15 protein-coding genes are annotated in these 19,280 nt (G+C 65.1%); 12 read left to right on the top strand and 3 right to left on the bottom strand.

Annotated features, from left to right (window positions below; genetic code table 11):
• Positions 1–9: 9 nt before the first annotated feature.
• Positions 10–393 carry a hypothetical protein gene (locus ABIB90_RS18180; RefSeq protein ID WP_354164171.1) on the bottom strand — a complete coding sequence of 128 codons (384 nt, stop codon included), beginning with the start codon at positions 391–393 and terminating at the stop codon, positions 10–12.
• A gap of 366 nt (positions 394–759) precedes the next feature.
• On the opposite strand from ABIB90_RS18180, the gene ABIB90_RS18175 reads away from it, so the two are divergent.
• Together ABIB90_RS18175 and map are read left to right on the top strand one after the other, a co-directional pair.
• Entirely contained in the window at positions 760–3,909 is a 3,150-nt protein-coding gene (locus ABIB90_RS18175) for a GAF domain-containing protein (protein ID WP_354164174.1), read from the top strand.
• Positions 3,910–3,987: 78 nt separating this feature from the next.
• Positions 3,988–4,737, top strand: coding sequence for a type I methionyl aminopeptidase (gene map, locus ABIB90_RS18170; RefSeq protein ID WP_354164177.1), 750 nt, complete (start codon positions 3,988–3,990; stop codon positions 4,735–4,737).
• Between the two features lie 68 nt (positions 4,738–4,805).
• Here map and ABIB90_RS18165 read toward each other — a convergent pair whose 3' ends face one another.
• Together ABIB90_RS18165 and ABIB90_RS18160 are read right to left on the bottom strand one after the other, a co-directional pair.
• Positions 4,806–5,054: a DUF3551 domain-containing protein gene (locus tag ABIB90_RS18165; RefSeq protein WP_219682202.1), complete on the bottom strand. Its 249-nt coding sequence runs from the start codon at positions 5,052–5,054 to the stop codon at positions 4,806–4,808.
• A 1-nt stretch (position 5,055) separates the two neighbouring features.
• Positions 5,056–5,376 (bottom strand): DUF3551 domain-containing protein, encoded by a 321-nt coding sequence (locus ABIB90_RS18160; protein ID WP_219682201.1) that lies wholly within the window; start codon positions 5,374–5,376, stop codon positions 5,056–5,058.
• Positions 5,377–5,628: 252 nt separating this feature from the next.
• On the opposite strand from ABIB90_RS18160, the gene ABIB90_RS18155 reads away from it, so the two are divergent.
• The 10 genes from ABIB90_RS18155 to ABIB90_RS18110 all read left to right on the top strand — a co-directional run bounded on the left by ABIB90_RS18155 (position 5,629) and on the right by ABIB90_RS18110 (position 19,278).
• Positions 5,629–6,348, top strand: coding sequence for an outer membrane protein (locus tag ABIB90_RS18155; RefSeq protein ID WP_007603620.1), 720 nt, complete (start codon positions 5,629–5,631; stop codon positions 6,346–6,348).
• 454 nt (positions 6,349–6,802) lie between these two features.
• Positions 6,803–10,306, top strand: coding sequence for a DNA polymerase III subunit alpha (gene dnaE, locus ABIB90_RS18150; protein WP_354164182.1), 3,504 nt, complete (start codon positions 6,803–6,805; stop codon positions 10,304–10,306).
• Between the two features lie 109 nt (positions 10,307–10,415).
• On the top strand, positions 10,416–11,156 hold the full coding sequence (locus ABIB90_RS18145) for a carbonic anhydrase (RefSeq protein ID WP_354164185.1): 741 nt from the start codon (positions 10,416–10,418) through the stop codon (positions 11,154–11,156).
• Positions 11,157–11,346: 190 nt separating this feature from the next.
• Positions 11,347–13,914 (top strand): caspase family protein, encoded by a 2,568-nt coding sequence (locus tag ABIB90_RS18140; protein WP_354164188.1) that lies wholly within the window; start codon positions 11,347–11,349, stop codon positions 13,912–13,914.
• Between the two features lie 221 nt (positions 13,915–14,135).
• Positions 14,136–15,125, top strand: coding sequence for a 30S ribosomal protein S2 (locus tag ABIB90_RS18135; RefSeq protein WP_007603625.1), 990 nt, complete (start codon positions 14,136–14,138; stop codon positions 15,123–15,125).
• A gap of 131 nt (positions 15,126–15,256) precedes the next feature.
• A complete protein-coding gene (tsf, locus tag ABIB90_RS18130) occupies positions 15,257–16,180 on the top strand; it encodes a translation elongation factor Ts (RefSeq protein WP_007603626.1) in 924 nt (307 codons plus the stop codon).
• 60 nt (positions 16,181–16,240) lie between these two features.
• Complete coding sequence (gene pyrH / locus ABIB90_RS18125; RefSeq protein WP_007603627.1) at positions 16,241–16,957, top strand: UMP kinase; 717 nt, start codon at positions 16,241–16,243, stop codon at positions 16,955–16,957.
• A gap of 67 nt (positions 16,958–17,024) precedes the next feature.
• Positions 17,025–17,588 carry a ribosome recycling factor gene (frr, locus tag ABIB90_RS18120; RefSeq protein ID WP_007603628.1) on the top strand — a complete coding sequence of 188 codons (564 nt, stop codon included), beginning with the start codon at positions 17,025–17,027 and terminating at the stop codon, positions 17,586–17,588.
• 92 nt (positions 17,589–17,680) lie between these two features.
• The gene (locus tag ABIB90_RS18115) at positions 17,681–18,439 is read left to right on the top strand and encodes an isoprenyl transferase (RefSeq protein ID WP_007603629.1); all 759 of its coding nucleotides are present in this window, start codon (positions 17,681–17,683) and stop codon (positions 18,437–18,439) included.
• Positions 18,436–19,278 carry a phosphatidate cytidylyltransferase gene (locus tag ABIB90_RS18110; protein WP_035994818.1) on the top strand — a complete coding sequence of 281 codons (843 nt, stop codon included), beginning with the start codon at positions 18,436–18,438 and terminating at the stop codon, positions 19,276–19,278. Before ABIB90_RS18115 ends, ABIB90_RS18110 begins: the two co-directional genes overlap by 4 nt.
• Positions 19,279–19,280: the final 2 nt, after the last annotated feature.

The following is a 19,280-nucleotide window of genomic DNA, read 5'->3' as shown; positions in this document are numbered from 1 at the left end:
TACGTTGACTCATGGCGACGTTGCGGCCGGGGGCGTTACGCTGGCGTTCGGCTGCTGAATGGCCGGCCACGGGCTCTTGGGAGCCGGCGTCGCCGCCGCGCATGACGTCGCAAGCTGCGGCCACACTGACGTCAGGCCCGTCAGGTCGATGTCGAATTTCGTGATGTCCGCCTTGTCGTCGGGTAGCAGCATGGTTTCGCGGACATGCAGGGAGCGGGACGCCAGGATCGCCTTGACCATCTCGGGATCGATGCTGCCGCGCCAGACCTCATATTTTCCGGCCCGCAATGCAGACCCTCCGGCCGTCTTGTCCGGAGCGGCGTTCGCCGTCACCAGGATGGTGCTCTTGCCGACGGCCGTCTCGTCGATCTCGCCCGCGAATGTCAGCGGCACGCGCTTTCCGCTTTCGCAAGACAGACGCCATTCTCCATAGGCCGGAACGAAGCGCCGTTCTCCTTCTTCAGCATCGCGATCTTGCGGACGAAGGGGCGCGCTTCGTTTTCCAGTTTCCAGGGTCCGTCCGCCACGTCTGGATTGGTAATCTGGCGACCAGGTGGGAGCAGGCAGAACGGCAGCCTCCCAGGGGACGGTGACGACGGGAACCTAAATGCCATCATGCGGTTATCGCGCAGACAATTTGCGCGACCCGGCTGCATCACTCAGAAAGTCAGGCGGGCTACCTGTGGTCGAAGCGAACAGCAGCGGGACGATCAAACGGCTGGCTCCTCGTGGAGCTAGGGAAGTGGCAGGGGAAGACCAATGACGACAGCGACCGGGGTCCGCTCGGCCGATCGCAATTCCGTCTTAGCCACACTCGGCGACTACATCCGAGAGATCAGCAATCCCGACGATCTCGCCTACGCCGCGGCGGAGCTGCTCGGCCGCAGCCTGAACGTCAGCAGGGCAGGTTACGGCACGGTCGACACCTCAGCCGAGACCATCACCATTGTCCGCGACTGGAACGCACCGGGCATCCTGAGCCTCGCAGGCGTGCTGCAGTTTCGCGACTATGGCAGCTACATCGAAGACCTCAAGCGGGGCGAGACCGTCGTCTGTGCCGATGCGGAGAAAGACCCTCGCGTCGGCGATCGTGCCAATGCTCTCGAGGCGATCTCTGCGCGCGCGCTCGTCAACATGCCGATCTCGGAGCCCGACGGGGTCGTGGCGCTGCTCTATCTGAACGATGCCAAGCCGCGCGAATGGAGCCCCGAAGAGCTGGAGCTTATTCGCGATGTTGCCGAGCGCACACGCACGGCCGTCGAGCGCCGCCGTGCGGAAACGGCTGTGCGGGAGAACGAAGCCCGCCTGCTTTTCCTGGACGCACTCAACAAGGAGACGGCCAGGACTCGCGATGCCGACGGCGTGATGGCGGTCACGACCAAAATGGTCGGCGAGCATCTCGGCGTCTCGAACTGCGCCTACGCCGACATGGATCCGGACCAGGACGGCTTCACCATACGCGGCGATTGGGCCGCGCCCGGCGCAATGCATATCATCGGTCACTACAGTCTGGCCGATTTTGGCAAGCAGGCGGTGCGAGAGTTGAGTGCGGGCAGGCCGCTCATCATCAATGACAATCTAAGGGAGATTGCGCCGGACGAAGCCGCCACTTTCCAGAACATCGGGATCGGTTCGACGATTTGCATGCCCTTGGTGAAAGAAGGGCGACTGACCGCCCTGATGGCGATTCATCACCGCGGCCCGCACCAGTGGACGCCGCGCGAACTCGCCTTGCTCACCGAAGTGACCGAGCGATCGTGGGCCCACATCGAGCGCGTCCGATCGGAACAGGCGGCGCGGGAGGCTGCCGAACGACTGACGCTTGCCAACAAGGCGGCTGGTATCGGCACCTGGGACTACGACCCGGTCAACAACGTTCTTCGATGGGATAGCCGCTGCAAGGAGGTGTTCGGTTTATCACCGGACGCCGAAGTCAGCTATGAAGGGTCGTTCCTGAAGGGGCTTCATCCCGAGGACAGGCAGCGCGCCCACGAGGCCGTCTCCGCAGCGCTGACGCCGCACTCTCGGCCAAACTACAACATGGAATACCGGACCATTGGTATCGAGGATGGGGTCGAACGCTGGATCGCCGCGACCGGTCAAGCCATCTTTGCCGACGGCCAGGCTGTTCGGTTCATCGGAACGGTTCTGGATATCACCGCGCAAAAGAAAACCGAGCGTCATCTCAGAATACTGAATGATACCGGGGCCTCGGTCTCTCGCGAACGCGACCTCGACAAGATCGTCCAGATCGTCACGGATGCCGGCGTCGGACTCACGGGTGCTCAATTCGGCGCCTTTTTCTACAACGTTCTGGCGCCGGATGGCGGCAGCTATATGCTGTATTCGCTGTCCGGTGCCTCGCCATCCGCGTTTGAAAACTTTCCGATGCCGCGCAACACCGCCCTCTTTGGCCCGACTTTCGAGGGCTCCGGCGTGGTGAGGTCCGACGACATTCTGCAGGACCCCCGCTATGGCAAGAACGCGCCGCGGAAAGGCATGCCCGAGGGCTATCTTCCGGTCCGATCCTATCTGGCGGTCCCTGTGATCTCGCGCACCGGCGAAGTCTTCGGCGGACTTTTCTTCGGTCACGCCGAGACGGGTAAATTCCAGACCGAGCATGAATCCGCATTGCTTGGTATTGCGGGCCATGCCGCCACCGCTATCGATAACGCCCAGCTCTTGACCCGGCTCGAGGCGCTCAATGCGGGATTGGAGCAACGTGTTGCCGACGAAATCGCCGAGCGCATGAAAGCTGAAGAGCAATTGCGGCAATCCCAGAAGATGGAAGCCGTCGGTCAATTGACCGGAGGCATTGCTCACGACTTCAACAATATGCTGGCCGTGATTCTCGGTAGCCTGAACCTTGCCAAGCGGCGGCTCAGCAGGGGAGAGGTCAGCATAGACCGCTTCATCGAGGGCGCCATCGACGGTGCAAATCGCGCAGCTACGTTGACGCAGCGACTGCTCGCGTTCTCGCGCCAGCAGCCGCTCGCGCCTGAAGTCGTGGACATCAACAAGATGGTCGGCGGGATGAGCGAGCTGCTCGAGCGGTCGCTTGGCGAGCTAATCCGCCTCGATACGGTGCTGACGGCGGGCCTCTGGCGGGTCAAGGCAGACCCGGCCCAGCTCGAAAGCGCCGTGATCAATCTCGCGGTCAATGCGCGCGATGCCATGCCGAAGGGCGGCAGGCTGACGATAGAAACCAGCAACGCCTCGATAGACCGAAAATATGCTCGCGAGTATGCACTCGCACCCGGGCAGTACGTTCTCGTCGCCGTGACGGACAACGGCACGGGAATTCCGGCCGATGTGCTCGGCAAGGTGTTCGATCCGTTTTTCACGACCAAGGTCGTGGGCAAGGGGACCGGCCTCGGCCTCAGTCAGGTCTATGGTTTCGTGCGGCAGTCGGGCGGCCATGTCAAAATTGACTCGGAAGTCGATGTTGGCACGACCGTGAAGATCTACCTTCCACGCTTCGCCGGCGAGGAGGCGGGCTCAGATCTGTCGCAGGAAGAGACACCCGCCGGTGCGAGCCATCAGAACGAAACCATTCTCGTCGTGGAAGACGACGAGCGCGTCCGCAGCATGTCGTCCGAAAGCCTGCGCGAACTTGGCTATACCGTCATCGAGGCAGCCAGCGCCAAAGAGGCGATCAGGACGATCGAAAATGGTTTCGTTCCGGATCTGCTGTTCACGGATGTCGTCATGCCCGACATGACCGGCGCCGAGCTGGCGGCCGAGCTGTCGAGACGTTTCCCGGCGCTGAAAGTGCTGTTCACCACCGGCTACACGCGCGATGCAATCGTTCACAATGGCGTGCTCGATGCCGGCAAGCATCTGCTTCCGAAGCCCTTCGCTATCGAAGACCTGGCTGCCAAAGTCCGCAGCTTGCTTGACGATATCTGAACGCGCTTTGGAAACGATCTCTCCCGTTTGCAAGCCGCCGTCACAAGGGCTATGTCCCGGCTTTCGGAAGAGCATGACATGACAATCTCGGATGACAACGACCTCGCGCGCCTGAAAGAAATCGGGCGCATCGTCGCCAATATCCTGGAGGCAATGGGGAAGGCGCTCGAGCCGGGCATGACCACCTCCGAGCTCGATCGGATCGGGCGTGTACTGCTGGAGGCTGCCGGCGCACGTTCGGCTCCGGAGCTGGCCTACGACTTTCCGGGCGCAACCTGCATCAGCGTGAACGAGGAGATCGCTCATGGCATCCCGGGCGATCGGCGGATCGCGCGTGGGGACCTCGTGAACATCGACGTGTCAGCCGAGAAGAACGGCTTCTTTGCGGATACGGGAGCATCGTTCGCCGTTCCACCCGCAACGCGAGTGGTCGAACGTCTTTGCAGGGATGGCCGGCGCGCAATGTGGACGGGCCTGCAGCAGGTTGGAGCCGGCAAGCCGATCGCCGGAATCGGTCAGGCCATCGGGACATTTGCGCGGAAGAACGGTTACAGCCTGGTCAGGAACCTTGCCAGTCACGGTGTCGGCCTGTCGCTCCACGAAGAGCCGACGGAGATCGCAACATGGCCCGACCGCTCCGAACGCCGCATCATGAGCGAAGGCCTCGTGTTCACCGTCGAGCCGTTCCTGTCTCTCGGCGCCGAATGGGCACAGGATGGCGATGATCCTTGGACGCTCTACAGCAGCCCCGAGGCGCCGACCGTTCAATACGAGCACACGGTGATCGCCACGCGAAGCGGACCGTTGATCGTGACGATGGCTGGTTAAGGAGGCGTCCTCAAGCCACCGGATCTCGGGCCGCATCCAAAAGGCGGGCCGCATATCAGAGTCCCGATTTAATTGATGCGCCGCGAGTGGCGAGGGGGCTTCTTCTGCGCGAAATACGGGTTCGCTACGCACGTCGCCGACCGACCGACTGCTAGAAATCTGCACTGCTCGAGCGAGGTGTAGCGGCAATCGAAATAGCCAACGGGGCCGTAGATCTGCATGCAGACCGGATAGCTCGGATCATAGGTCTGCGCGCGCGCAGGCGCGCCCGCGAGGAGCAGGCCGATCGCGAGGAGCGCGAGGCGAGTGCGACGCATCTCAGCGCGGCACGTAGTAACCGGGTGAATAACCCGGCACCTGCGCGCGCGGCCTGTTCTGATACGCATAGGGGTCATCGCTCTGACCTGCGAAATAAGGGTTCGCGATGCAGGTGAGGGCGCGGCCCGACGAACTCGCCTGGCACTGCGCGTAACTGTCGAACGTGCAATTGCTCAGCCCCGGCCATTCATCGCCGGTCAGGCAGAAGGCATGGTGGGTCCCGAACGCGCGCGCAGGCACGCTTGCGCTGAGCGTGAGCCCAAATGTGGCGAGGGCGAGCGAAAATATGGCGACAATGGGGAGGGCAATTCGTCTGCGCATTCAATTCTCCAATCACGCGAACGTGCGCGCGACGTTGTCACGCGCGTGTGCCGCAGATGTCGTGTAATCGACAATGGAACTCGTGAAAACACTTGTTTCAAAGGGCTTCCAGCGCGCGCTGGTAAATCTTCATTAATGAAGCGCGATCCTTTGGCGCGGACTGTGGCGTCGAGGTTACAGCAATTCCGTCGCGCGCTGGTATGACGACGCCACGGCCCGGGGGCCTAACGACGAAACTGGAACGGGAATCAAATGAACAAGAATCTGTTGCTTGCTGCTGTGAGCCTTGTCGCGCTCGGCGCGACCGCACCGGCGCTGGCTGCTGACCTCGCTGCGCGGCCTTACACCAAGGCGCCGGCGATGGTTGCCGCGATCTACGACTGGAGCGGCTTCTACATCGGTATCAACGGCGGCGGCGGTTCCGCCCATTCGACCTGGGATCTCGTCGGCGGTGGCCGCGAGGGTTCGCACGATGCGACCGGCGGCACGGTCGGCGGCCAGATCGGCTACCGCATGCAGTCGGGCCAGTGGGTGTTCGGCATCGAAGGTCAGGGCAACTGGGCTGACTTCTCTGGCGACAACGTCAGCGCGCTGTTTGCGACGCGCAACCGCTCCAAGATCGACTCGTTCGGTCTCATCACCGGTCAGATCGGCTACGCCTGGAACAACGTCCTCGTTTACGCCAAGGGCGGTGCGGCTGTCGCCGGCAGCAAGTATGAAGTCTCGACCCTTGGCGGCGCGCTGCTGTCCTCGAACGATCAGACCCGTTGGGGTGGCACGATCGGTGCCGGCCTCGAGTACGGTTTCGCCCCGAACTGGTCGGTTGGCGTCGAGTACAACCACATCTTCCTGCAGGACAAGAACGTCACCTTCGCGCTGGTGCCCTCGACCGATCGCATCCGTCAGGACGTCGACATGGGCCTCGTCCGCCTGAACTACAAGTTCGGCGGCCCGAGCCTCGGCCGTTACTGAGTAGATGCCTGATATCGATCGCTCGACTTCGAGCGGTCGGCGAAAGCCCCGGCCATCGGCCGGGGCTTTTTTGTTGTTGGACTTCAGCGGGTTAACCATTCCGTTTCGAGACGGTCGAGATGGCTTGACTCCTGAGAACGAAATGAGAACAATGTTCTTCATACGTTCTCACCATGGAGTAAGCCATGTTCAGGATTTTCGTCGAAGAAGCCGCCGCGCTAGCCTCGATCGCGCTGTTTGTCGGGATGATCGCGATCTGGGCCCAGGTGCTCCCGCAGCTCTAGGCGCTGGCCAGGTTGGGGAAAAGCAGGACGACGCGGCCGATTGGCCGCTCTGGCGTGGACTCTGGCAGCGTGACGCCCCACCATTATGAGGCGAGTCGGCCGGGCGAGTGCAGGATGCCTCCCGTGCCGGTGACCGCTCCATCTCATCTGCAAGAGGCCGTCACGCGACCATGCCGAGCGCCGGATTTGTCCACCTTCACGTTCACTCGGCCTATTCGCTGCTCAAGGGCTCGATCAAGATCGCCAAGCTCGCGGAGCTTGCCAAGAAAGACCATCAGCCGGCGCTGGCGTTGACCGACACCGACAACATGTTCGGTGCGCTGGAGTTCTCCGACAAGATGGCGGGCTCCGGTATCCAGCCGATCGTGGGCTGCGAGATCGCGATCGAGTTCGGCGACCAGGATCCCACTGCGCGTAACGTGCTGCTGCCCTCGCGCGTGGTGCTGCTGGCCGCGCAGGAGCGCGGCTATCGCAGTCTGATGCGGCTGAACTCGCGCGCCTTCATGGAGACGCCCGACACTCATGCTCCCCACATCAAGTTCGACTGGCTCGAAGGCGAGACCGAAGGCCTGATCGCGCTGACGGGCGGTCCGGACGGGCCGATCTCGCTGGCGCTTGCCGGCGGTTATAGCGAGCTCGCGGCGGCGCGCTGCGAGCGTCTGGCCAGCCTGTTCGGGGACCGCCTCTACGTCGAATTGCAGCGCCACAACATCGAGAAGGAGCGGCGGGTCGAAAGCAGCCTGATCGACATCGCCTTTACCAAGGGCCTGCCGCTGGTCGCGACCAACGAGCCGTATTTCGCCGCGACCGACGATTACGAAGCCCATGACGCGCTGCTCTGCATCGCCGGCGGGCGGCTGATCGCGGAGACCGAGCGCGAGCAGCTTACGCCCGATCACCGCTTCAAGACCCGCGCCGAGATGGCGGTGCTGTTCGCCGACATTCCGGAGGCGCTGGCCTCGACGGTCGAGATCGCCGAGCGCTGCTCGTTCCGGCCGATGACGCGCAAGCCGATCCTGCCGTTCTTCACGGTCGGCGCTGCCGCAAGCTCCGATGCCGCCGCGGTCGAGGCGGCCGAATTGAAGCGGCAGGCGGAGGAGGGGCTCGCCAACCGCCTGCGCGTGCACGGGCTGTCGCAGGGCACGACGGAAGAAGACTACAACGCGCGGCTTGCGTTCGAGCTCGACGTCATCATGCGCATGAAGTACGCGGGCTACTTCCTGATCGTCTCCGACTTCATCAAATGGGCAAAGGGCCAGGGCATTCCGGTCGGGCCAGGCCGTGGCTCCGGCGCGGGCTCGCTGGTTGCGTGGGCGCTGACCATCACCGACCTCGACCCGATCAAGTTTGGTCTGCTGTTCGAGCGCTTCCTCAATCCGGAACGCGTCTCGATGCCGGATTTCGACATCGACTTCTGCCAGGACCGCCGGGGGGAGGTGATCAGATACGTCCAGGAGCGCTACGGTCGCGACCAGGTCGCGCAGATCATCACCTTCGGTACGCTGCAGGCGCGCGGCGTGCTGCGCGACGTCGGCCGCGTGCTGCAGATGCCCTATGGCCAGGTCGACAAGCTCACCAAGCTCGTGCCGCAGAATCCGGCCGCGCCGGTGACGCTGGCCGCCGCGATCGAGAGCGAGCCGAAGCTCCAGGCGTTCCGCGACGAGGACCCGGTGGTGGCGCGCGCCTTCGACATCGCGCAGCGCCTCGAAGGCCTGACCCGTCACGCCTCGACGCATGCGGCCGGCATCGTGATCGGCGATCGCCCCTTGAGCGAACTCGTGCCGATGTATCGCGATCCCAAATCCGACATGCCGGTGACCCAGTTCAACATGAAATGGGTCGAGCCCGCGGGCCTCGTGAAGTTCGACTTTCTCGGTCTGAAGACGCTGACCGTGCTCGACGTCGCGTGCAAACTGCTCAAGCCGCGCGACATCCATGTCGATCTCGCGACGCTGCCGATCGACGATGCCGAAAGCTACCAGATGCTGGCGCGTGGCGAGGTGGTCGGCGTGTTCCAGGTTGAAAGCCAGGGCATGCGGCGCGCGCTGGTCGACATGCGCCCCGACCGTTTCGAGGACATCATCGCGCTGGTCGCGCTCTATCGACCGGGTCCGATGGCGAACATCCCGACCTATTGCGCGCGCAAGCACGGCGACGAGGAGCCGGAATATCTCCACCCCGTGCTGGAGCCGATTCTCAAAGAGACCTTCGGCGTCATCATCTACCAGGAACAGGTGATGCAGATCGCGCAGGTGATGTCGGGCTATTCGCTCGGCGACGCCGACCTGCTGCGCCGCGCCATGGGCAAGAAGATCCGCGCCGAGATGGAGAAGCAGCGCGAGATCTTCGTCGCAGGCGCAGTGAAGAACGGCGTGCCGAAGGGGCAGGCCGATACCATCTTCGAGCTGCTGGCGAAATTCGCCGACTACGGCTTCAACAAGAGCCACGCGGCGGCCTATGCGCTGGTGTCCTACCACACCGCCTACATGAAGGCGCATTACCCGGTGGAGTTCATCGCGGCGTCGATGACGCTCGATCTCAACAATACCGACAAGCTGTCCGAATTCCGCGCCGAGGCGCAGCGCCTCGGCATCAAGGTCGAGCCGCCCAACGTCAATCGCTCCGGCGCGACTTTCGAGGTCGGCGACAAGACCATCTACTACGCGCTCGCGGCGCTGAAGGGCGTCGGCATTGCGGCCGTCGAGCAGATCATCGCGGAGCGGACCAAAAACGGCTTGTTCACCTCGCTCGCCGACTTCGCCGCGCGAGTGTCGCCGCGCGCGATCAACAAGCGCATCATCGAAAGCCTCGCTGCTGCGGGCGCCTTCGACACCCTGGAGCCGAACCGGGCGCGGGTCTTCGCCGGCGCCGACTCGATTCTCGCCGCATGCCAGCGGGCGAACGAAGCTGCAACCATCGGCCAGAACGACATGTTCGGCAGCTCGGCCGACGCGCCGACGATCATGCTGCCGCAGATCGAGCCCTGGTTGCCGGCCGAGCGGCTGCGCCGCGAATATGACGCGATCGGCTTCTTCCTGTCGGGGCATCCGCTCGACGATTACGCCACCGTGCTGAAGCGGCTGCGCGTGCAGTCCTGGGCCGAGTTCTCGCGCGCGGTGAAGACCGGCGCCACGGCAGGCAAGGTCGCCGCCACGGTGGTGTCGCGCATGGAGCGGCGGACCAAGACCGGCAACAAGATGGGCATCATGGGGCTCTCTGATCCCACGGGTCACTTTGAGGCGGTGCTGTTCTCCGAAGGCCTCGCGCAATATCGCGACGTGCTGGAGCCGGGCGCCGCGGTGCTGCTCCAGCTCGGCGCCGAGCTTCAGGGCGAGGACGTCCGCGCCCGCGTGCTCCACGCCGAACCGCTGGACGAGGCCGCGGCCAAGACCCAGAAGGGCCTGCGCATCTTCGTGCGCGACACCAAGCCGCTGGAATCGATCGCCAAGCGTCTCGCCGGTCCCGACATGGCCGGTTCGAACGGCGCCGCGCCGAAGGTCGGCAGTCCGGGCACCGCGCCCCGCTCCAACGGCGACGGCGAGGTCTCGCTGGTCATGATGCTCGACGTCGAGACCGAGGTCGAGATGAAGCTGCCCGGCCGCTTCAAGGTCTCGCCGCAGATCGCCGGCGCCATCAAGGCGGTCGCCGGCGTGGTGGACGTGCAGCAGCTCTGATCGGCGCTGAACGTCCTGCGTGCTCCCGGCGGATGTTGTGGTTTCGTCACGTCATTGCGGCTATGATCACGGCGATGCCATCGTCCACCTCGCCGGGAGGAAACGCGACATGTGCGACAAATGCTCTGAAGCTCTGCAGCGAAATACCGGGCCGTCGCGGCGGTCCGCAATGCTGTTTGGCGCCGCGGCGTTCGGCCTTGCCTTCGCCGGCAATGCCTTCGCCAAAGAGACCAAGACGCCGCCAAAGCCGCAGAACGTGCTGTCACCCGATGGGTCGTTGAAACGCCTGGTGGAAGGCAACGCGCGCTACGTCGACGGCGTGTCGCGGCGGCATGATTTCAAGCACGAGCGCGAGGCGTTGGTCGGCGGACAGAACCCGTTTGCCGCCGTGCTGAGCTGTGCCGATTCGCGCATCGCGCCGGAATATGCCTTCGACACCGGCCGCGGCGACCTGTTCGTCTGCCGCGTCGCCGGAAATTTTGCCGGCACCGAAACCATCGCCAGCATGGAATACGCGGTGGCCGTACTGAATACGCCGCTGATCCTCGTGCTCGGCCATGACGCTTGCGGCGCGGTCGATGCGACGCTGAAGGCGATCAAGGACAACAAGCCGCCGCCGGGCCATATTCCCTCGCTGGTCGATGCGATCACGCCCGCCGCCAAGGCTGCGATGCAGCAGGGCGGGGACGTCCTCGACAAGGCGATCCGGCAGAACGTCATCGACAACGTCGCGAAGCTGAAATCGGCGGCGCCGATCCTCAACGCGGCCGTGGAGCAGGGCAAGCTGAAAATCGTCGGCGGCATCTATCGGCTCACGACGGGAACGGTCGACCTGATCGCGCAGGGCTGAACCGGCTGACTTCGCCTCACGCCGGTGCGTCGCCGCGTCACTTACGCGGAGCTGACGCCGGAGCGGGGTGGCCATGCCGCCGCCTCAATCCAAGCCTTCGCTATTTGGAAGCCTTTCGTTCAAGTGCCATTCAGCTGGCCGCGCGTCTGATGCGTGGCGGCACCTCAACAACAAAACGGGCAAGCAAGCCATGCGTGGGACGCTCAGAGCCTTCATTTGCCTTCTCCTGCCGATCGCGGTCCTTGCCGCGGGCGCGCCGGAGCCGGCCCGTGCGCAGCAGCAGGAAAAGCGTATCGCGCTCGTGGTCGGCAACGGCGCTTATGCCAAGTCGCCGCTGGCGACGACGGCAAACGATGCCGGCCTGATCGCGCAGACGCTGCAGGCGGCGGGCTTCGACGTCGTCGGCGCCCGCGATCTCGACGGCGACACGCTGCGCAAGAGCTTTCGCGATTTCATCCAGAAGGCGCAGGCCTCCGGACCGGGCACCGTCGCGATGGTGTATCTCGCCGGCTATGGCGTGCAGCTTGCGGGTGAGAACTATTTCATCCCGGTCGACTCCAACATCACCCGCGACACCGACATTCCGACCGAAGGCTTGCGCATCGGCGACTATCTCCGCCAGCTCGCCTCCGTTCCGCTCAAGGCCAACATCGTCGTGCTCGACGCCGCGCGGGCGCAGCCCTTCGTGGAGGGCGGCCAGCAGATCGCGAGCGGACTTGCGCTGGTCGAGCCCGACGCCAACATGCTGATCGCGTTCAACGCCGCGCCCGGCACGGTGGCGCCCGAGGAGCCCGGACCTTACGGCATCTATGCGCAGTCGCTAGCGGAGATGATCCGCACCGGCGGCCTGCCGCTGCCTGAAGTGTTCGACCGCGTTCGCCTGCGCGTCAACGAGGCCAGCAAGGGCGCGCAGGTGCCCTGGAACGAGCAGAAGATATCGGCGCAATTCTCGTTCTTCGAGCGCGGGCCCGACGCGCCGCCGCCGGAGGCCGCGCCCGACCAAGTCGCTGCGATCCGCAACAAGCCGATCCGCGATCTCGGCGTGCAGGATGCCTATGCCGCCGCGCTCACGCGCGACACGCTGCCGGCCTACGAAGAGTTTCTCTCCGCCTATCCCGGCGACCCGCTGTCGAAGCGCGTGTTGGTGATCGTCGCGGCGCGCCGCGAGGCCATCACCTGGCGGCGGACCTATCGTACCGACACGCCGGAAGCCTATTGGTCGTATCTGCGTCGCTATCCGCGCGGTCCGCATGCGGCGGATGCGCGCCGGCGCCTGGCGATTCTCACCGCGCCGCCCGAGCCGCCGCCGAGCTTCGCGATGATCGACTACGACGTGCCGCCACCGCCGCCGGAGGAGGTGGTCTATGTCGATCGTCCCGTACTGTATTTCAGCGATCCGGATTTTGGCTTCGCGCCGCCACCGCCGCCGCCGGTCTACTATCTGCCGCCGCCGCCGCCGGATTTCGTCGTGCTGTCGCCGCCGATGCCGGTGATCGGCCTGTTCGTGCTGCCGCAGCCGATGTTCGTGCCGATTCCCGTGTTCGTCAGGCCGCCGGTCTATGTCGCACCGCCGCCGAACAACATCATCTATCAGAACATCCATAATACGACGGTCATCAACACAGTGATCAACCAGCCGCCGGCACCGCCGGTGGGTGTGGGTGCGGGTGCGGGTACCGGAGCGGGACCGGGTAATCTCACACCGGCCATTGCCGGGCGCACCAATCCGGCTGGTCCAGCCATGCCGCAGGCGGTCCTGCAGCGTGCCGCCCTGATTCAGCAGGGCAAGGCGCCGATGCCGCCGAGCGCGACGATGCGGCCGACGGCGAGGCCAGGAACGCCTCCGGCGACGCCCGCCAATGCCGCGCCGACCGGTACGCCACCTGCCGCTCCGCCTGCCAGTCCATCTGCCACGCCACCGGCCAAGCTGCCCCAAGCCAACACGCTGCCGGTTCCCGGCACCCATGGCGGTCCACCTGTACCGTCAGCGGGAGCCGAGCCACTGCCGGGCGGCAGACCCGGGCAGTCGACAGCCACTGCTCCCGGCGCGCCGCTGCCGACCCATTCGGGAGTGCCTGCGGGAGTGCCTGCGGGAGTGCCTGCGGGAGCGCCTGCGGGAGCGCCTGCGGGAGCGCCGACGACTGCTGCTCCCGGCACCACGCCGCCAGCCCATCCCGGTGCACCGACCGGCGCGCCGGCGACTGCGCCCACGGCGACAAGCCCGGCCGCTGTGCCCGGCCAACTGCCGAAGCCGCCGGTTGCCCAGGCCCCGCCCGGGACCGGGCCTGGGGACCATGGCAAGTCCGCGACCCGGGAGCCGGCTGGCTCGCCGCCGGCTGCCCGCACGCCTCCGCCTCCTGGCCCAGTTGGACGACCGGTCACGCCGCCGCCCTCGGCGGTGCGGGAGCCGATCCGGCCGCAGCATCAGCCGACCGCTGCTCCCGCCCAGGCTGCCCGGCCGCCGGCACCACCACCACCGCGGCCTCAGGCCGTGGCGCGCCCGACGCCTCCGCCTCCACCGCGTATTGCACCGCCGCCACCGCCACGGGTGGCTCCGCCGGCCGCGGTCGCTCGGCCGGCGCCGCCGCCAATGGCGCGTCCCGCGCCGCCGCCGCCGGTCGCCCGGCCGGCGCCACCTCCGCCGCCTCGGATGGCCGTCGCGCCACCGCCGCCGCCGCGCCCAGCAGCGCCCCCACCGCGTCCTCCGGCTCCGCCGCCGGCGGCAAAGAAGTGCCCGCCGAACCAGCCCAAATGCTAGTGGGGTCCGCGGGCGCAGCGTGATCTTTACGGAAGAGGGCCTTTCGCGGGCGAAAGCCGCCCCGAAAGGCCCTTATTTCCTTGCTTCTGGTCGAAATCGCGCTATACACCGCGCCATCTCACACGGAAGCATGGCTCACAAGGCCGTCCGGTGGCAGCCGGGGCGACAACGCTCCGTTCTGCTCACACGCTTCCGGAGGAACCAACCGGAGAATTAGAACGATGGCACTACCCGATTTCACTATGCGTCAGCTCCTCGAAGCCGGCGTGCACTTTGGTCACCAGTCTCACCGCTGGAATCCGAAAATGGCGCCGTTCATTTTCGGCGCTCGCAACAACATCCACATCGTCGACCTCGCGCAGACCGTGCCGTTGCTGCATAACGCCTTGCAGGCGGTCAGCGACACTGTCGCCAAGGGCGGCCGCATTCTGTTCGTCGGCACCAAGCGCCAGGCGCAGGACGGCGTTGCCGACGCGGCCAAGCGCTGCGCTCAGTATTTCGTCAATTCGCGCTGGCTCGGCGGCACGCTGACCAACTGGAAGACGATCTCGGGCTCGATCAAGCGCCTGCGTCATCTCGACGACGTCCTCGCCGGCGGCGATGCCTCCTCCTACACCAAGAAGGAGCGCCTGACGCTTCAGCGCGAGCGCGACAAGCTCGATCGCTCGCTCGGCGGCATCAAGGACATGGGCGGTCTGCCCGACCTGATCTTCGTGATCGACACCAACAAGGAAGACATCGCGATCCAGGAAGCCCAGCGGCTCAACATCCCGGTCGCGGCGATCGTCGACACCAATTCGGATCCGAAGGGCATCACCTATGTGGTGCCGGGAAATGACGACGCCGGCCGCGCGATCGCGCTCTATTGCGATCTGATCGCACGCGCTGCGATTGACGGCATTTCGCGCGCCCAGGGCGATTCCGGCATCGACGTCGGTGCTTCGGTTCGGCCGGTCGCAGAAGAGCTGCCCGCCACGAGCGGCTTCCAGGGCCTCGCCGGCCCGCGTGGCACCTCCGACGATCTCAAGAAGCTCCCGGGCGTGTCGGGCGCGATCGAGAAGAAGTTCAACGACCTCGGCATCTTCCACTTCTGGCAGCTGGCCGAGCTCGATCACGACACCGCGCACAAGATCGGCGAAGAAGTCGGCTTGCCGAGCCGCGCGGACGCCTGGGTGGCCAAGGCCAAGGCCCTGACCGCGGAAGCGGAATAGTCAAAAAGAGCGATGGGTTGGCCGGACAAGTTCCGGCCACCATTTCAGTTGACGCGAATTCCTGAGATGGACCGCGGCGAGGCGATCTGGCCGCGCCGCGGCAAACCGGCAGGCAAAAAGGATTTTGAACGATGGCAACGATCACAGCTGCGATGGTCAAGGACCTGCGCGAGTCGACCGGCGCAGGCATGATGGACTGCAAGGCCGCGCTGACCGAAAACGACGGCAACATGGAAGCGGCGCAGGATTGGCTGCGCAAGAAAGGCCTGTCGAAGGCCGCCAAGAAGTCGGGCCGCGTCGCCGCCGAGGGTCTGATCGGCGCGCTCACCAAGGGCAACAAGGGCGTCGTGGTCGAGGTCAATTCCGAGACCGATTTCGTCGCGCGCAACGGCCAGTTTCAGGGCCTCGTCAAGATGATCGCCCAGGTCGCGTTCAACGTCGGCGCCGATGTCGACAAGATCAAGGCCGCCAAGGTCGGCGACGTCACGATCGAAACCGCGATCAATGACGCGATCGCCACCATCGGCGAGAACATGACGCTGCGGCGCGCAGCTTCGCTCGAAGTCAGCCAGGGCGTGGTGTCGAGCTACGTCCACGGCGCGGTCGTCGAGGGCGCCGGCAAGATGGGCGTGATCGTGGCGCTGGAATCGCCGGGCAAGGCCGACGAGCTCGCAACGCTTGGCCGCCAGATCGCGATGCATGTCGCGGCCGCCAACCCGCTGGCGCTCGATCCGTCCGGTCTTGATCCGGCGGTCGTCAAGCGCGAGAAGGACGTGCTCGCCGACAAATATCGCCAGCAGGGTAAGCCCGAGAACGTGATCGAGAAGATCGTCGAGTCCGGCCTGAAGACCTACTACAAGGAAGTCTGCCTGCTCGAGCAGGCCTTCATCCACGACACCGGCAAGTCGGTGGCGCAGGCGGTGAAGGAAGCCGAAGGCAAGGTCGGCGGCGCGGTGAAGATCGCGGGCTTTGTGCGCTATGCTCTCGGTGAGGGAATCGAGAAGCAGGAAAGCGACTTCGCGGCCGAGGTCGCGGCGGCCAGCGGAAAGAAGTAAGCGCCGGAACGTTCCTCCCGGCGTGCCGCCGGAAGCAGCGGCCGGACAAGGAAAGTGCTCATGACTGATCCGGTCTATCGTCGCGTCGTGATCAAGCTGTCCGGCGAATATCTCGCCGGATCGCAGGGTTTTGGCATCGATCAGCCGACCATTGACCGGGTCGCCGACGATCTGATCGCAGCCCGCCATCTCGGTACCGAAGTCGCCGTCGTGATCGGCGGCGGCAATCTCTTTCGCGGCGTCGAGGTCTCCTCGCGCGGCGTGTCGCGCCCGACCGGCGACACCATGGGCATGCTCGCGACGATGATGAACTGCCTCGCGCTGGAGGCCACGATCGAGCGCAAGGGCACGCCTGCGCGCACGCTGTCGGCCTTCGTCATGCCCGAGATTTCCGAACTGTTCACCCGCACCGCGGCACACAAATACCTCGCCGAGGGCCGGATCGTGTTGCTGGGTGGCGGAACCGGTAATCCGTTCTTCACCACCGACACGACCGCGGTGCTGCGTGCGGCCGAGATCGGCGCCCAGGCGGTGCTGAAGGCGACCAATGTCGACGGCGTCTACTCGGCCGACCCGAAGAAGGACCCGACGGCGACGCGATTCGACCGTTTGACGCATTCGCAGGCGATCGAGGGTGGCTACAAGGTGATGGATGCGACCGCCTTCGCACTTGCCCGCGAGACGTCGCTGCCTATCATCGTGTTCTCGATTGCGGAGCCGGGTTCGATCGGCGCTGTACTGCGTGGCGGCGGCCACGGAACCATTGTCGCCGGCTGACGGCTTGTCGTTGCACCCTAAGAGAAGGGGTGCGGAGAGGTCGCCGGGATTTTGAAGGAGAAACGTGATGGCCACGGATAATTTCGATCTCAACGAAGTGAAGCGCCGCATGCAGGGGGCGATCCAGTCGCTCAAGCACGAACTTGGCGGCCTGCGCACCGGTCGCGCCTCCGCCTCGATGCTCGATCCGGTGCAGGTCGACGCCTATGGCAGCCACATGCCGCTGAACCAGCTCGCCACCGTCAGCGTGCCGGAGCCGCGCCTGATCTCGGTGCAGGTCTGGGACAAGTCGATGGTCAAGGCGGTGGAAAAGGCGATCGTCGATTCCAATCTCGGCCTGTCGCCGGCGACCGAAGGCCAGGTGCTGCGCCTGCGCATCCCCGAGCTCAACGAGGAGCGTCGCAAGGAGCTCGTCAAGGTCGCGCACAAATATGCGGAAGCCGCCAAAGTCGCCGCGCGCCATGTCCGTCGCGACGGTCTCGACGTTCTCAAGAAGCTCGAGAAGAATCACGAGATGTCCGAGGACGATCAGAAGCGTCACGCCGACGAGGTGCAGAAGGCGACCGACGGCACGATCTCCGAGATCGACCAGTTGCTGGCCGCCAAGGAAAAAGAAATCCTCACCGTCTAAACGCGATGGATCGCGCTTTAGGTTATTGTTCGCGCATGATCTTTTCGGAAAACCGCGTCGCACTCTTCCGGATCATGCTTTAAGGCAGCCTCATGTCCAACGCCGCCGCGCCCGCAACGGAAGGACCCGATCGGTCCGATGCGCCTGCGCATGTCGCCATCATCATGGATGGCAACGGACGTTGGGCGGCCGCGCGCGGCTTGCCACGGGCGGAAGGCCATCGCCGCGGCGTGGAGGCCCTGCGCCGCGTGGTTCGCGCGTCGCATGAGCTTGGCATCCGCTATCTCACCATCTTCTCCTTCAGCTCGGAAAACTGGTCGCGCCCGGCGAGCGAGATCGGCGATCTGTTCGGCCTGTTGCGCCGCTTCATCCGCAATGATCTGGCGAGCCTGCATCGCGACGGCGTCAGGGTACGTATCATCGGCGAGCGGGACGGGCTGGAGGGCGACATCTGCGCGCTTCTCAACGAGGCGGAGGAGCTGACGCGCGATAACACGCGCCTCACGCTCGTCGTCGCCTTCAATTACGGCTCGCGGCACGAGATCGCGAAGGCGGCGCAGAAGCTCGCGCGCGAAGTCGCCGAGGGCCGGCGCAATCCCGACACGATCGATGCCGAGACATTGGGGGCGCATCTCGACGCGCCCGACATTCCCGACCCCGATCTCATCATCCGCACCAGTGGCGAGCAGCGGCTGTCGAACTTCCTGATGTGGCAGGCCGCCTATAGCGAGCTCGTCTTCGTGCCGATTCACTGGCCCGATTTCGACAAGGCGGCGCTGGAAGGCGCAATCGCCGAATTCGCCAGGCGCGAGCGCCGTTTCGGCGGCCTGGTCGCGAAAACCGCCTCGTGAGCGAACCCGACTCCGCACCGGCCGGCTCTCAGCCTGCCCCGAGCAATCTCGTGATGCGAATCCTCGCAGCGCTGGTGCTGGCGCCGCTCGCCATTGCGCTCGCTTATGCCGGCGGCTGGCTGTGGGCGCTTCTCGTCACCCTGGTGTCGATCGGACTGTTCGCGGAATGGCTGATGGTGGTGGGCGCAGGCTCGACCGCGCTGACCGGGGCGGGAACGATCGTCATCGCCACGATGGGCTTGTGCGTTGCCTTCGGCGCGCTGAAGACCGCAATCATCACCGGCTTGATTGGCGGGGCGATCGTGACGGTGATCGCGCGGGGCAAGTTCGTCTGGGCGGCCTCCGGATTCGCCTATGCGTCGGCGGCGCTACTGGCCTCGATCCTGCTGCGGAAGGATCTCGTGAACGGCTTCGCCGCGCTGATGTTCGTGCTGCTCGTGGTGTGGGCGACCGATATCGGCGGCTATTTCGCCGGCCGCGGCATTGGCGGACCGAAGCTGTGGCCGCGCGTCAGCCCGAAGAAGACCTGGGCAGGGGCGCTCGGCGGCTTTGCCGCAAGCCTTTTGGTCGCGGCCGGCTTTGCCGCTTGCGGGATCGGAAAGATGGCTCCATTGCTGCTCGTCGCCGCGGCTCTGTCGGTCGTGTCGGCCTGCGGCGATCTGTTCGAATCCGCGGTCAAGCGGCGCTTCGATGTCAAGGATTCCAGTCATTTAATTCCTGGCCACGGCGGGCTATTGGACCGTCTGGACGGTTTTGTCGCTGCCATCCTGGTGGCATGGATTATCGGCTTCCTTCGCCATGGTGTGCATAGCGCCGGAAGCGGTCTTATGGTTTGGTGAAC

This window comes from Bradyrhizobium sp. JR4.1 (assembly GCF_040548605.1).
In the GTDB taxonomy this organism is placed as follows: domain Bacteria; phylum Pseudomonadota; class Alphaproteobacteria; order Rhizobiales; family Xanthobacteraceae; genus Bradyrhizobium; species Bradyrhizobium canariense.
This window is presented reverse-complemented; position numbering and strand designations above follow the sequence as displayed.

Bases quoted from the DNA above. Each gene is read 5' to 3' on its own strand.
- ABIB90_RS18140 (WP_354164188.1), top strand. From the start codon at position 11,347: ATGCGTGGGACGCTCAGAGCCTTCATTTGCCTTCTCCTGCCGATCGCG.
- ABIB90_RS18155 (WP_007603620.1), top strand. From the start codon at position 5,629: ATGAACAAGAATCTGTTGCTTGCTGCTGTGAGCCTTGTCGCGCTCGGC.
- frr (WP_007603628.1), top strand. From the start codon at position 17,025: ATGGCCACGGATAATTTCGATCTCAACGAAGTGAAGCGCCGCATGCAG.
- ABIB90_RS18145 (WP_354164185.1), top strand. From the start codon at position 10,416: ATGTGCGACAAATGCTCTGAAGCTCTGCAGCGAAATACCGGGCCGTCG.
- dnaE (WP_354164182.1), top strand. From the start codon at position 6,803: ATGCCGAGCGCCGGATTTGTCCACCTTCACGTTCACTCGGCCTATTCG.
- pyrH (WP_007603627.1), top strand. From the start codon at position 16,241: ATGACTGATCCGGTCTATCGTCGCGTCGTGATCAAGCTGTCCGGCGAA.
- map (WP_354164177.1), top strand. From the start codon at position 3,988: ATGACAATCTCGGATGACAACGACCTCGCGCGCCTGAAAGAAATCGGG.
- ABIB90_RS18160 (WP_219682201.1), bottom strand. From the start codon at position 5,376: ATGCGCAGACGAATTGCCCTCCCCATTGTCGCCATATTTTCGCTCGCC.
- ABIB90_RS18115 (WP_007603629.1), top strand. From the start codon at position 17,681: ATGTCCAACGCCGCCGCGCCCGCAACGGAAGGACCCGATCGGTCCGAT.
- tsf (WP_007603626.1), top strand. From the start codon at position 15,257: ATGGCAACGATCACAGCTGCGATGGTCAAGGACCTGCGCGAGTCGACC.
- ABIB90_RS18135 (WP_007603625.1), top strand. From the start codon at position 14,136: ATGGCACTACCCGATTTCACTATGCGTCAGCTCCTCGAAGCCGGCGTG.
- ABIB90_RS18175 (WP_354164174.1), top strand. From the start codon at position 760: ATGACGACAGCGACCGGGGTCCGCTCGGCCGATCGCAATTCCGTCTTA.
- ABIB90_RS18165 (WP_219682202.1), bottom strand. From the start codon at position 5,054: ATGCGTCGCACTCGCCTCGCGCTCCTCGCGATCGGCCTGCTCCTCGCG.